This is a genomic window from Clostridium tunisiense TJ (assembly GCF_000300195.1).
Classification (GTDB): domain Bacteria; phylum Bacillota; class Clostridia; order Clostridiales; family Clostridiaceae; genus Clostridium_J; species Clostridium_J tunisiense.
Map to the genome: position 1 here is coordinate 1 of NZ_AMQH01000022.1, position 13,773 is coordinate 13,773.

General features: G+C 30.3%; 9 protein-coding genes and 1 riboswitch. Of the genes, 8 read left to right on the top strand and 1 reads right to left on the bottom strand.

Going from position 1 to position 13,773, the window contains the following annotated elements; genetic code table 11:
* The first annotated feature begins 512 nt into the window (after nt 1–512).
* Nucleotides 513–1,364: an anti-sigma-I factor RsgI family protein gene (locus C661_RS22390; protein ID WP_017417082.1), complete on the top strand. Its 852-nt coding sequence runs from the start codon at nt 513–515 to the stop codon at nt 1,362–1,364.
* A gap of 543 nt (nt 1,365–1,907) precedes the next feature.
* On the opposite strand, the gene C661_RS0119880 is transcribed toward C661_RS22390, so the two are convergent.
* A complete protein-coding gene (locus C661_RS0119880) occupies nt 1,908–2,438 on the bottom strand; it encodes a GGDEF domain-containing protein (protein WP_017417083.1) in 531 nt (176 codons plus the stop codon).
* A gap of 432 nt (nt 2,439–2,870) precedes the next feature.
* On the opposite strand from C661_RS0119880, the gene C661_RS22395 reads away from it, so the two are divergent.
* The 7 genes from C661_RS22395 (at nt 2,871) to C661_RS0119915 (ending at nt 13,599) form a co-directional block, all read left to right on the top strand.
* Nucleotides 2,871–4,631, top strand: coding sequence for a putative bifunctional diguanylate cyclase/phosphodiesterase (locus C661_RS22395; protein WP_017417084.1), 1,761 nt, complete (start codon nt 2,871–2,873; stop codon nt 4,629–4,631).
* Nucleotides 4,632–4,823: 192 nt separating this feature from the next.
* Nucleotides 4,824–6,953 (top strand): sensor domain-containing protein, encoded by a 2,130-nt coding sequence (locus tag C661_RS22400; protein ID WP_017417085.1) that lies wholly within the window; start codon nt 4,824–4,826, stop codon nt 6,951–6,953.
* Nucleotides 6,954–7,209: 256 nt separating this feature from the next.
* Entirely contained in the window at nt 7,210–7,914 is a 705-nt protein-coding gene (gene sigI, locus C661_RS0119895; RefSeq protein ID WP_017417086.1) for an RNA polymerase sigma-I factor, read from the top strand.
* Nucleotides 7,911–8,957, top strand: a complete 1,047-nt coding sequence (locus C661_RS22985) for an anti-sigma-I factor RsgI family protein (protein WP_017417087.1) — start codon at nt 7,911–7,913, stop codon at nt 8,955–8,957. Before sigI ends, C661_RS22985 begins: the two co-directional genes overlap by 4 nt.
* Nucleotides 8,958–9,268: 311 nt before the next feature.
* Nucleotides 9,269–9,367: riboswitch (guanidine-I (ykkC/yxkD leader) on the top strand.
* A 162-nt stretch (nt 9,368–9,529) separates the two neighbouring features.
* On the top strand, nt 9,530–10,861 hold the full coding sequence (locus tag C661_RS0119905) for an MATE family efflux transporter (RefSeq protein WP_017417088.1): 1,332 nt from the start codon (nt 9,530–9,532) through the stop codon (nt 10,859–10,861).
* Nucleotides 10,862–11,468: 607 nt separating this feature from the next.
* Nucleotides 11,469–12,506: a LacI family DNA-binding transcriptional regulator gene (locus C661_RS0119910; protein ID WP_017417089.1), complete on the top strand. Its 1,038-nt coding sequence runs from the start codon at nt 11,469–11,471 to the stop codon at nt 12,504–12,506.
* Nucleotides 12,499–13,599, top strand: a complete 1,101-nt coding sequence (locus C661_RS0119915; RefSeq protein WP_017417090.1) for an ABC transporter ATP-binding protein — start codon at nt 12,499–12,501, stop codon at nt 13,597–13,599. Before C661_RS0119910 ends, C661_RS0119915 begins: the two co-directional genes overlap by 8 nt.
* Nucleotides 13,600–13,773: the final 174 nt, after the last annotated feature.

The window sequence follows — 13,773 nt, forward strand, 5'->3', positions numbered from 1 at the left end:
TGTATATCCGTGTAATGATGTTATAGCAAATGATTTTCTTCCCATAATTCAAACTCCTTTCTCCGTACATTTAGTTTTTGGAGAAAAGTTTTAATTATTCGGTATAAGTTAAACATTCGTCAAGGAACCCTATATAGGGTTCCTTATTCAAAGATTAACTTATTAAAGATTAATTTTATTCATGATGAATTTTATTCATCTTCAAAAGGATTTAGGGGAACCAACATAGGAAGAATAACTTCTTTGAAGCAATGTTTTCAGGTTGAAGTGGTTTCTATATATATAAAGGTCATTCCACGAATTTTGGGATGACCTTTATATATAAAATAATTTTTTTGAAATATACCCTAAAAACCTTAATAAGTCCTTCGTACTTTATAACATGTGCAAAACAAATCCATGGATGTAAAAATAAATGCATAAGTACTTGTGTTTAAAAGTGTAACAAAATATTGAAAACAGGATGTTATCAATTAAACTTAGAAAAAGAATTGAAGTATGGAGGAAATATTATGTTGAAAAATAAGAAAATTGCAACTATTATCGCTGGGGTAGCTTTAGCGCTAGGAGTGTCAGGTATGGCTTATAGCTATACAGCACCTACCAAATATGTAAGTTTTGATATTAATCCAAGTGTGGAGTTAGTAACTAATACTTTTGATAAAGTTATTAAAGCAAGCGCATTAAATGAAGATGGTATAAAGATTCTTGAAAGTGTTGATTTAGAAAATAAAGATATTAAAGAAGCTGTAGATTTATTAACACAAGCTGCTATTGATAATGGATATTTAAAAGAAGAACTTCAAAATGAAATATTAGTTACTGTAGCTACAAATGATGAGGAAGAAGCTACAAAAACTCAAACAGATTTAGAAGAAGTAATTAAAGAAGAACTTACTGAAGAAAAACTAGAAGAAGTGCCAGTGACAACTGAGAATATTAATATGGAACGTCATAAAGAAGCTGAAAGACTTGGAATATCCCCAGGAAAAATGAATTTAATTCAGAAGCTTGAAGCAGTTAACCCAGGCATAAACTATGAAGAGTATGCGAAAAAACCAGTAAAAGATATTATGAAAGAAATTAAAGAAATTAGAAAAGGTAATGTAGAAACTACTAATACTGTTGAAGAATCAGAAAAGGTAGAAACAACTGGAACTGAAACTGAAGTGACAACTGAAGACGCAAATAAAGCAGTTGAAAGTTCAGAAGTAAAAGAGAAAGCTAAAAAAGAAAAAGTTAAAGAAGAGAAAGTAAAAGAGGAAAAAGTTAAAGAAGAGAAAACAAACAATGGAAATCAGGGAAATGGTAACAATGGTAATAGCAAAGGAAATAATGGACAAGGAAAAGGAAACAAAAACTAATACTTTAAAAAAGTATCCAGCTTATTCACTATGCAAAATGTAAGATAAAGATAAATAAACAAGTAATTAGTATAGGTGAAGCCACTTGTATAAAATTACTACCTTAAAATCCTATAGCAACTATAAAGAATGAAAGCCAAAAAGAGGTTTATGCCTTAACATGTACATTTTTATCAAAGGCTTTTAATTAAATAATGAATAGGTTCATTTTGTTTGGTCCCTTTAGAGGGGGATTAGGTTCTCACCAAAGTGTTACTTTCTGGATAGTGCCCCCACTTTCAGAGGGTGAGATGCTTTGCTTTTCAAAATATATTAAAATCTCAGGTTAAAATTTTGGTAACGGAAACCAAGATACTAACCTGAGATTTTTTTGTTTTGATTTGAGCTGAAAATAATATTTAGAACATGAAAACTTCATAAAATATAAGTTGTAATAGTACTTCTACATAGTTCAATAAATTAAAAACAACTTATATGAAATAAAATGCAAAAACAGACTTATTATTTGCGTAGTTTCTTTATTGTATTCAACATATATTAATATTAAAGCTGAATTACCATGCCTTTTCCATGAGCCTTAGCCTTTAGCAATGCATTTTCTGTTGCCTTAACCCATTGGTCTAAGGTGGAGATTTTATTTTCCTCCTTTAAAAAAGTACAAGTACCAATGGAAATAGTTAAGTTTTGTTTTTCACTTTTCAAAAAAATAGGAGTTTTTGCTACTGAGGTTGCTATCCTTTCTGCAAGAATAAAACTAGCCCTCTTACTTAGTAAGGGTATTACTACTATAAACTCATGGTTATGGGAACGTGCTACAGTTCCAGATTCACCTACAGTGGATGAAATTATTTCTGATACTTCTTTTAAAATCTTATCCCCCTCAGTTTTACCATACTTTTCATTAATATCTTTAAAATTATCAATGTCCAGGAGCATAAGAGTACAGAGCCACATGTATGGGAATTTATTAGTGAGTAAAGTATCAATATACCATCTATTGTAAATGCCAGTGACGAAATCTTTTTCTGATTTAGTGTTGACTCTAGAAGTGGTGGAGTTATTCATAATAGCCATCAATTTAAACACCTCTTTTCTCATAAAGCAATGGTGACTATATATCAGTATATGAAGATTTAAACTGGTTAGTGAAAATAAATTATTGAACAATTTTAAAGCATAGGTTTCCTTAGTTAAAGATTAATTTATTCATAATGAATTTTATTCATAATGAATGAAATTCATCTTCAAAAAGCCTTAAGGGAACCAATGTAGTTTCCATGTATAGGTTAAATGTTGAATTTATTATATATACATCTGTAATTATTTAAGTTCAATGTAACAGTGGAGAGTAGCAAGTAATATTATAATATTAAGGAGCAGCTTTATATTTTTTAAATTAAAATCATGTTAAGTAGCTGCATCTGGGGAGAGTAGAGATTTGTGATGAAAAATCATTAAACTTTATCTCTTAAATTTTTATTTGCTTCATATTGAAGGGTGATTTAAGTGAAGTATTTGTTATTATTATGGAAAAGACAAAGTCTATTTATAAGATTGACCATAGCTTTAATAACTAGCACTTTGGTAGTTTTATGTATAGTTCAGCTCTTAGAATTGGCTAGAACTAGTGAGTTTTTAGGGTTACCCTGGGGAGGAAAACCTAATAATGAGGTAATAATGCTGAGAGTAATTTCAATGAGTTTTATAAATATGTGTTCAATTTATAGCTATGATTTTTTAAAGGAATGTGAAAGTAAAAAAGTAAAGATAAGGATGGTAGCTACAAGTTGGTATATTATAATAATTTCCTGGTTAGCATTAGTTATTAACTATTTCAATGTGGATGATTTTGTCCCAATAGAAAATATAATAACTATTATAGGTATGACAAACATTTCTCTAGCTATGTATTGGCTTTACTTCTTTGCCTATATTTATAGCACAGTAAAGATAAGATTGGAAAATGAGAAGAAGCTTTCTCGAGAATTTCTTAGACAAGCTGTTACGGATAACCTTACAGGGCTAAGAAATAGAACAGCCTTTGTTAAAGATTTGCATGAAACTTTAGAAACTTGCAATATGGAAGAACAAAGCTTATCTGTTTTATTTTTAGATTTAGACAGGTTTAAATATGTTAATGACACTTTTGGCCATAGTGTGGGGGATTTAGTACTAATAAGAGTAGCTGAAATGCTAAGAGCATTGGCGAATAAGGATAGAATAATATACAGATTAGGTGGAGATGAATTTACAATAATTAATATGAAATCCAAGGAAGATATATTCTTATCAGAAACCATTATTAAGTCCTTTGAAAAGCCATTGAGGATAGATAATAAAGAAATTTATACAACTGCTAGTATTGGTATTGCAAGATATCCTGAGGCAGGAAATGATGTAGACACACTTACAGGGAATGCGGATTCAGCTATGTATATGGCTAAGGAGCAGGGTAAGAATAGATTTTGGATATATACAAAAAGTGTAAACCATAACAAATTAGGTTTATTAGAGTTAGAAAATGATCTTCGAAAGGCAATAAGTGAGGAACAGTTTTTTCTTAACTTTCAGCCAATTATAGATATAAAACAACAAACAGTTAGCTCTTTTGAAGTGCTTATTAGATGGAAGCATCCTACTAAGGGGATAATACCCCCAGGGGTTTTTATACCTTTAGCAGAAGAAACGGGGCTCATAGTGCCCATAGGGGAATGGGTTCTTAAAAATGCTTGTTTGAAGTATAATGAGTGGATAAAACCACAACACAAGGACATCAAGTTGGCTGTAAATCTTTCTGCAAGACAAATCCAGCAAAACAAACTGGTAAATAGTTTAGAAGATATTTTAGTAAAAACCAATTTTGAAGCGAAAAATTTGGAACTGGAAGTAACAGAAAGTTCCATTATGAAAAATTTAGAGGAGAGTATTGAAAGATTACGTTTATTAAGGGATGAAAGTATAAGTATAATTGTGGATGATTTTGGAATAGAATACTCATCATTGAATTATCTTAAACTGTTACCTATTAATACTCTAAAAATTGATAAATCCTTTGTGGACGGAATTTTAAAAAATAGAAGTGATCGGAGTATTATAAAGGCAATGATAGAAATTGGGCATAGCTTAGATATCACTGTAATAGCTGAAGGTGTGGAAAACAAAGAACAGTATGAGTATTTAAAAATACTAGGCTGTGACAGGATACAAGGATACTATTTTAGTAAACCAGTTGAGGTGGATAGGATTCCAGAATTCTTTAGAAAGTAAAAATATAAAAAGCTTGAAAGCCTGTTAACTTTCAAGCTTTTGATTCGATATTATTGATATTACAATTCTTATTGTCAAAGTGAATTTGGTAGTACAATTCAAAAAATCAAAATGACATAGATTTTGGATTCAAATTTTATAAAATGTACAAAGAGTTTATAAAATTTAATAAAAGAATTTGTAGGTGAAGAAATGAGAGAATTAGATATACTGCAAAAACACAAGGAATATCCAATAGAAGCATGTGAGTGTGACACCAACTTAAAAAGAGAGCTAAAAAATAAAGAGAAGTTGATAAATGCAATTTTTCAAGTTGCGAATATTGGTGTATGTGTTACAGATGAAAAGGGATTTTTTCAAATGGTAAATGAAGTTTACTGTAAGCTATATGGATATAATAGAGAAGAGTTAATAGGCAAGCACTTTACTATAGTGATTCCAGAAGAAAATCATGACAATGCTATAAGAGCACATGAAGCTTTTATTTCAGGAGAAGTAGAAGTTAGTAATGAGTGGTCAGTAATTACTAAGGATGGAAGATTATTAAGTGTCTACGTAACCTCCACATTATTAGAGCAAGAGGATGGGGAAAAATGCAGGGTTACAACGATTACAGATGTGACGGAGTTCAAGGAAGCCTATAATAAACTAAATTTAGTATCCTATGCCCTTTCTACTGCTAATGATGGTGTGATTTTTACATCTACTGATCCAAGCGATATCTTATATGTAAATGAAGCAATGATGAGGATAACTGGTTTTAGCAAAGAAGAACTTGTAAAAGAACAAAAAGGCTTTTTAAAAAGTGGTCCAGAAGATAGTAAATTCTATGAGGATATGTGGCACCAAGTAGAAAATCATGGCTTTTGGCAAGGAGAAATTAGAGGAGTAAAAAAGAGCAAGGAAGAGTATGTTGCTGAGCTGGCATTAAATAAAATCATGAATTCAGATGGACAAGTAACTAATTATATAGCAAATTTAAATGAAATAACAGAAAAGAAAAGAGTAGAAAAGAAAATACACTATTTAGCCACTTATAGTAGCATAACAAATTTACCTAATCGTCAATTTTATGAAAGCGCTGTAAGTCAGGTAATAAAGGCGCATAAAGATCCTCAGGGTAAAGTTGCAATGATTATGGTGGACTTAGATAGATTCAAAAATATAAATGATAGCTATGGGTTTTCAATGGGAAATAAACTTTTAAGAGCTGTAGCCTATAGAATAAAAAACATTTTAAAAGGCGTATCTACCGTAGCATATCTTGGTGAAGACCATTTTGGCATACTGTTAGATCAAATCACAGGAATGAACAACGTATGTACCATAACCCAGAAAATTAAGAGTGCAATCGGTAGACCTTTTGTTTTCGATAAAAATTATATTTACATTACTTGTAGTATGGGAGTAAGTTTTTACAGAAGAGAAAGTAAGGGCAGTGAGGACTTAATAAGTCATGCTGAGAAAGCTATCCTAAAAGCAAAAAACCAAGGTGGAAATTGTATGCAAGTATATACCTTAGAAATGGACAGAAAGCTCACTAGAAGAGCTCAGATTGAAAATGATTTAAAAACTGCTATCTACAATAATGAGCTGTTCTTAGTTTATCAGCCTCAAGTAGAGTTACTCAATGAAAAACTTGTAGGGGTGGAGGCTTTACTAAGATGGAAGCATCCTACCTTAGGAATGATATCACCAGATGAATTTATACCTATTGCAGAGGAAACAGGAGCAATTTTATCTATTGGGCAATGGGTTATAAAAACTGCAGCAATTCAAGCTAAGCAGTGGGAGTTAGATGGATTACCCGTTAGTAAAGTTGCAGTAAACCTTAGCTCAGTGCAGTTAAAACATGATAATATTTGTATGCTTATTAAAGATATATTACAACAGGTGGGACTGAGTCCAGAAAGTATTGAAATTGAGCTAACTGAAACTACTATGATGGAAGATATAGGAAGGTCTATTGATATCTTTAATACCTTAAAGGAAATGGGATTAAAGATTGCAGTAGATGATTTTGGAACTGGATATTCCTCTTTAAGTTATCTAAGGAAGATACCTATAAATAAATTGAAAATTGATCGATCCTTTATAATGGATTTAGAAACAGATTTTGAGGAATCTATAATAACTAAAACCATAATTCATATGGGTAAAAACTTAGGTTTCAAGGTTATAGCAGAGGGAGTAGAAACAAAGGAACAAATGCAATATTTAAGGGAAAATGGTTGTGATGAAGCTCAAGGATATTATTATAGCAAACCTCTTACACAAAATGAGTTAAAGGATTTTATCATAAATCATTATATATCATCGTAAAAATACAGATGAAATCACTATATAAAGAGGGGTTATCTTGCAACGCATAAATATGTGAAGTGAGGAGCTCCTTTTATTTTTTACATATAAAACTTCTATTACATACAAAATATATTGGTAAGTAAAACTTTTAAATAAATCAAGGTTGCTTGAAAATACTTTTTTAGACCTACCCCAAAAAAGTACACTGTAATTTCGAATATATATAGATATAATTTAAATATGTACTGTAGGTAAACGTTAGGACGTGAGTTTTATGAATAAGGATATAAACCAAAGAGTTTTAGAAATAAGAGTAAATCCAGAGGAATTAAATGGATTTATGGAAGAGTTCAAGCCCTTTGTTATTTCTACAGCAGAAAAAACTTTAAATAGATATATAGATTGTAAAAATGATGAAGAGTGGAGTGTAGCACTACTTGCTTTTAATGAAGCTATACAGAATTATGAAATACAAAAAGGAAGTTTTTTAGCTTTTTCAAAAATGGTAATTAAAGCTAGATTAATTGATTATTATAGAAAAGAATCAAAGCATAAAAATTTGTTGTACATAAACAAAGTGTTGGAAGATGAGGAAGAAATAGATTTATCAGAAAAACAAGCTATTGAAGAGTATCAGAAACAAAACCTTAATGAGTATAGAAAAATCGAAATTAGACAACTAACTGAGGAATTAGCAAAGTGGGATATTACCTTTAAGGATTTAGTAAAGGCTTCACCTAAAAGAGCTTCTACAAGAAAAATATACAATGTCATAATTAAATATATTTTAAATGATGAAAAGTCACTAAACTATGTTCTGAGCAAAAAAACCATCCCTATTTCAGATATTGAAAAAAATACTTTAGTACCTCGGAAAAAGATAGAGAGAGCACGAAAATATATAATATCAGTAGTATTAATAATTCTAGGTGACTATGAGTATTTAAATGACTATATTAATTTGGAGGAAGAAATATGAAGGGTATAATTGTTCAGCAGGAAAAAGGGCGTTTTATTATTATAACGAAAGATGGAAGATTTATTAAGGTAAGAGGTGAAAATGGTTATTCTATTGGAGATGAATATGAAGGAAAAATCGGATTGTTAAGATTAAGTGAACTGTTCTCCAATGTTATAAGTACTGGTGACAATGTAAATCGCACAAGATTTAACAAAAGAATAGCTACTGCTTTTGCCTCTATATTTTTAATTTTTGGTATGTCTACAGCAGCTTATGCCTATATGATACCTTCAAATTATGTGAATATAGATATAAATCCCAGTGTGGAATTAAGATTTAATAGATTTAATAGAGTTGTTAAGGCAGTAGGCTTAAATGAGGATGGTTTGAGGGTTTTAGAAGAACTGTCTTTAAATAATAAGCCTGTAGATGAAGCTATAAAATTAGTTATTGCTGAAGTAGAAGAAGAAGGGTATTTAAAGGAAGAGTTAGAAAATCAAGTTTTAGTTACAGTTTCAGCAAAAGATGAAAGTGCAGCAAAAGATATGGAGAGTCAGTTAGGTGAATTAGTAAAGGAACAGCTTGAAGAAGATAATTTAGTGAAAGTTCCAATCACCACAGCTGTTGCCACTTTAAATAGACATAAAGAAGCTGAAGCACTAGGAATTTCTCCAGGGAAACTTAATTTGATAGATAAGCTTCAAGATGTTATGCCAGAAATAAATCAAGAGGATTATGTAAATACATCTGTAAAAGATATTATGAAAGCTATTAAGAGTAGTAAAAAAGAAGGTTCTGTAGAAGAAAAGTTGGAAAGTAATGAAGAGAAACAGGAAGAACCAGCAAATAACCTAGAAAACAAAGATGGCACAAAGGAAGAAAAAAGCACTAATGATAATAGCAATGAGAATAATGGCAATAGCATGAAGGAAAATAAAAATAACAATTCTAATAATGAACAGAAAAATAGTAAAGTAAATAAAAAAGAGAAAGAAGATAAGAATAATAAATCTCAAATAAATAAGAATAAAAATCAACCTAAAAAGGATAAAGATAAATAAAGGTTAAGTTATAATAATATAAGTAATTTAAGGTGAAACTTCTAATGTATACGAAAATATACATTGGTTCCCTTAAAATTTTTATAAGTGAATAAAATCAAAAGTTAGTTTAATAGTTCATTATGCTCAATGTTGTAATTTAGCATAATGAACTTACCTCCTATAAACAAATATACCTTTTATAAAGCAGTGAGCTATAGGAATATAGTTTGCTGCTTTGTTATTAGTTAAAAATAATTACAATTGCAAAGTATGTTAAAATCATGTATAATTTTTAAGAGTATTAAATTGCTTCATTAAATTGATATAGATAAAAGGTTTTCTAGGGTTCCGCAGTAGCAAATACTGGTCTGGTCCAAGAGAAAACGCACATGAAATTGTGTACACGGAGGGATAAAAGCCTGGGAGATATCAAAAGAGATATCTTCTAGGCTTATTTTATTGCACTAATGGTAACTAGTGTAAATTGGTTAATTTCACAAATAGGATATGTATAATAAAAGTTAATTTGTGACTAGTTTAAGGTAATAATTAGTATTAATAATAAGGTTAATAGCAAAAGGAGAGTCGTTATGAGCAAAAGATTAAATTTATTAGAGCATAATATTAGGAGTATATTTTTTCATTACTTGCTTCCAAGCATAGGTGGAATGGTTGGACTATCATTATATATCTTTTTTGATACTATGTTTGTTGGACAAGGAGTGGGAAGTGATGGACTTGCAGCCCTTAGTATAGCAATACCTATGTATAATGTATACAATGCTATAGGGTTGCTCCTTGGGGTAGGTGGAGCTACAGTACTTTCAATCTATCATGGAGAAGAAAACTATGATAAAGCTAATGAGGCCTTTACCATTTCTTTTATTATTGCAATTGTTTTAGGAATAGTTTTTACTATAGTTCAAGTTGTATATATCGATGAGCTATGCTATTTTTTAGGGGGGAAAGGAACTCTATTTCCACTAGTTAAAGAATATCTAGAAGTAATGGCTAAATTCACTTGGGCCTTCATTTTATCGGGAACAATGGTAGCAATGGTTAGAAATGACAAAAATCCAAAGCTTGCCATGTGGGCTATGCTTTCAGGGTGCATTTCCAACATTTTCTTAGACTGGTTATTTATTATTGGATTCAACATGGGGATGACGGGAGCTATAGTTGCAACAGTTATTTCACCAATTATTACTTTGACCATCTTAAGTTTTCACTTCATCAGAAAAATGAACACTATAAAATTAGTGAGATTTAAAAAGGATATAACTTTAATAACTAGAATTCTTAAAAATGGAATTGCAAGCTTTATACTTGAAATTTCAGGAGCCATTGTTATATTTGCTTTTAATAAGGCTGTGTTTAATTTAATAGGAGATATAGGATTATCTGCCTATAGTATTATTGCAAATATAAATTTAATATGTGCTGCAGTATTCACTGGAGTTGCCCAAGCTATTCAACCAATTATAAGTGTAAACTTTGGAGCTAAAAAGACAGAAAGAATTAACAAAGCATTGATTTATGCTCTAATTACTTCCATAAGTTTAGGAGTAGTTTTTTATATTGTAGGTCTAGTGCTACCAAAACCCATTGTACTGATTTTTAATAGTGATAATCAGGAGTTAATGAATATTACAGTTACTGGAATAAGAATATATTTTACTGCTTTCTTATTTATGGGAGTAAATATTACTCTAGTTTCTTATTTTCAATCTATGGAAAAATCCAAGATTTCTATTTTTTCATCCTTAAGTAGGGGAATAATCTTTATACTAGTTGGATTATTTATATTACCCAAGATATTTTCAGTAAATGGGATTTGGCTTACTGCTACCTTTGCTGAGATAATCACTTTAATTATTAACCTAGTATATTTTTTAATTAAGAGAAAACGCCTAATAGCCTAGCATGGTTTTTAAGACTTCATCTTTTATGAGATGAGGTTTTTTTTTACATATATAGCTAGTATAAAATTAAGTTTTTAATCAAGCGGGACAAATACCATTTGTTCCTAAGTGTAAATCAGATAAATAATAAATGCAGTATTGATCTTACATTATTGAAAATTATAATAGGAATTTTTGAATAACCAAGAAAATAAACTCATATATTTAAAGTGTAAAACTAATTTTAACAACATTTCGGAAGCTTCAAGACTGACATCTTCTTTAAGTGGCAGTTGCTTAGCCTAGTAAATTGCTTTGGTGCAACAAAGTACCTTTGTTTAATTTTAAGCGGCTTCCAAAGTAGCTCCATAAAATGAACTTATTTATTATTTAATAAAAGTTTTTTAAAGTGTTTGAAAACTTAAAAAGTTATGATATAATATTTTTAAGATTGGAAACGTTACCGAAAACGATTTTAAAAATTATACATAAGTAAACATAAAATGATTTTACTATAGGAGAATAGAGTAGGTTAATTAAAGTAATAAGCTCTATTCTCCATAATTAATTTAAGAATTGGAAACGTTTCCGAAAACGTTACATATATTTTTCAGAAAAGAGGTTTTTTATGAAAAATCTAAATATAAAAGATATTGCTCGCATAGCAGGTGTTGGTGTTACTACTGTTTCAAGAGTTTTAAATAACCATCCTGATGTTAAAGATGAAACAAGGCAGAAAATCTTAGAAGTTATGAATAATTTTAATTACGTGCCAAATAACAGTGCAAGAAACTTAAAAAGAAACACTTCTAATAATATTGGAGTATTAGTTAAAGGAATTCATAACCCTTTCTTTTCAAAAATGATTAAATCCATTGAAGAAGAGATAGATAAAGAAGGATACTCTATGATCCTTCACTATAATGAAAGTAATAATAATGATATAGAAGCAGCAATTGAACTTATCAAGGAGAAAAAGTTAAAAGGCTTAATTTGTCTTGGAGGAGATTTTGAAAATCTAGACAAGCAAGAGCTTATTAATTTAAAGACTCCTATTGTATTAGCGTCAACTTATGTTATAGAAAAAGCAAACAAGACTTTATTTTCCAGTGTAATTATAGAAAATGAAAAGGCAGCTTTTAAAGCAGTAGATTACATAGCAAGCCTTGGACATGAAAAAATTGGAATTATTACTACAGGAGAAGAAGATAGAACTATTGGAAAGCTAAGATTTGAGGGTTATAAGAAAGCTTTAGAAAAAAATTCTATAGAGTTTAATGAGAACTTTGTAGAGATAGGTGAGTATACCTTTGAGTCTGGTTTTGAGGCAATGAATAAGCTTTTGGATAAGAACTTAGATTTAACAGCAGTATTTGTTACAACAGATATTATGGCCATAGGTGCTTCCAAGGCGATTTTGACTAGAGGACTTAAAATTCCAGAAGACATTTCCATTGTAGGCTTTGATGGTATTGATTATTCACTATATTTCCATCCATCCATTACTACAGTAGTACAGCCGGTAGAGGAAATGGGGAAAAAAAGCATAGATTTACTCTTTGAAATACTAAAAAATAAAAGAGAGCATCAGCATATAGTCTTAGAAACACAACTAGAGGAAAGAGAATCATGTAAAAAATTTTTGAAGGAGGCTTCACATGGCTAATGTTGTTATAAAGGGCATTGAAAAGGTTTATCCTAATGGATTTAAAGCAGTGCATGGTATTGACTTAGAAGTTAACGATGGCGAATTCATGGTTTTAGTAGGACCTTCAGGCTGTGCTAAATCTACAACTTTAAGAATGGTAGCTGGACTTGAGGAAATCACTAATGGAACAATTTTTATAGGAGATAAGGTGGTAAATAATATTCCACCAAAGGATAGAGGAATTGCCATGGTATTTCAAAACTATGCACTTTATCCTCATATGACAGTTTACGAAAATATGGCATTTTCGTTAAAGCTAAAAAAGCTTCCAAAGGATGAAATAGATAAGAAGGTAAGGGAAGCAGCGAAAATATTAGATTTAGAAGAAGTATTAAAAAGACGCCCAAAAGAGTTATCTGGAGGGCAAAGACAAAGGGTAGCCGTAGGACGTGCCATTGTTCGTGATCCAGAGGTTTTCCTATTTGATGAACCACTTTCAAACTTAGATGCAAAACTAAGAGTTCATATGAGGGTACAACTTTCACAGCTTCATAAGAAGCTTAAGTCTACTATGATTTATGTAACCCATGACCAAGTTGAAGCTATGACTATGGGAGATAGAATTTGTGTAATGAACTTTGGAAAGATAATGCAGGTAGATTCACCACTAAATCTTTATCATTATCCTAAGAATAAGTTTACTGCTGGTTTTATTGGTTCTCCTGCTATGAATATTGCTGAGGGAGAGTTAGTAAGCAAAGAGGAAAAAGTTGCTGTGAAAATAGGTGGAGAAGTATTAGTACTTCCAGAAAATAAGGGAAGTAAGGTTAAAAGTCATGTAGGGAAAAAAGTTTGGTTTGGACTTAGACCTGAACACATTAATTTAAAAGATCAAGAGAACTCATCAAAAGTAAATGGAAGTATAGATGTAATTGAACATATGGGAAATGAGTCTTTTGTTTATTTTAGTAAAGGGGAATTACAGCTAACAGCAAAAATTGATTCTATGGAATCAAGATGTTTAGAAACAGGAAAAGCAGAAAACTTTATATTTCATTTGGAAAACTGTCATATTTTTGATTATGAAAGTGAAGAGAATATAAGTCTATAATTACTAGGTCCTTAAAAATATTTCAACAAGGATTCTATGATTTTATTTTGGGAAGAATCTTTAGCTAGAAACAAACCTTGTTGGAAATTTAATCTCATTCCATTGTGGCTCTTCAAAATGAACTTGGTGATTATTTAAAAGTGTTATCAATTTAATTTTAATATATTCATAACA

What these genes read in the sequence shown, in the direction of transcription:
- C661_RS22390 (WP_017417082.1), top strand. Translation starts at nt 513, where the DNA reads ATGTTGAAAAATAAGAAAATTGCAACTATTATCGCTGGGGTAGCTTTA.
- C661_RS0119880 (WP_017417083.1), bottom strand. Translation starts at nt 2,438, where the DNA reads ATGGCTATTATGAATAACTCCACCACTTCTAGAGTCAACACTAAATCA.
- C661_RS22400 (WP_017417085.1), top strand. Translation starts at nt 4,824, where the DNA reads ATGAGAGAATTAGATATACTGCAAAAACACAAGGAATATCCAATAGAA.
- sigI (WP_017417086.1), top strand. Translation starts at nt 7,210, where the DNA reads ATGAATAAGGATATAAACCAAAGAGTTTTAGAAATAAGAGTAAATCCA.
- C661_RS22985 (WP_017417087.1), top strand. Translation starts at nt 7,911, where the DNA reads ATGAAGGGTATAATTGTTCAGCAGGAAAAAGGGCGTTTTATTATTATA.
- C661_RS0119905 (WP_017417088.1), top strand. Translation starts at nt 9,530, where the DNA reads ATGAGCAAAAGATTAAATTTATTAGAGCATAATATTAGGAGTATATTT.
- C661_RS0119910 (WP_017417089.1), top strand. Translation starts at nt 11,469, where the DNA reads ATGAAAAATCTAAATATAAAAGATATTGCTCGCATAGCAGGTGTTGGT.
- C661_RS0119915 (WP_017417090.1), top strand. Translation starts at nt 12,499, where the DNA reads ATGGCTAATGTTGTTATAAAGGGCATTGAAAAGGTTTATCCTAATGGA.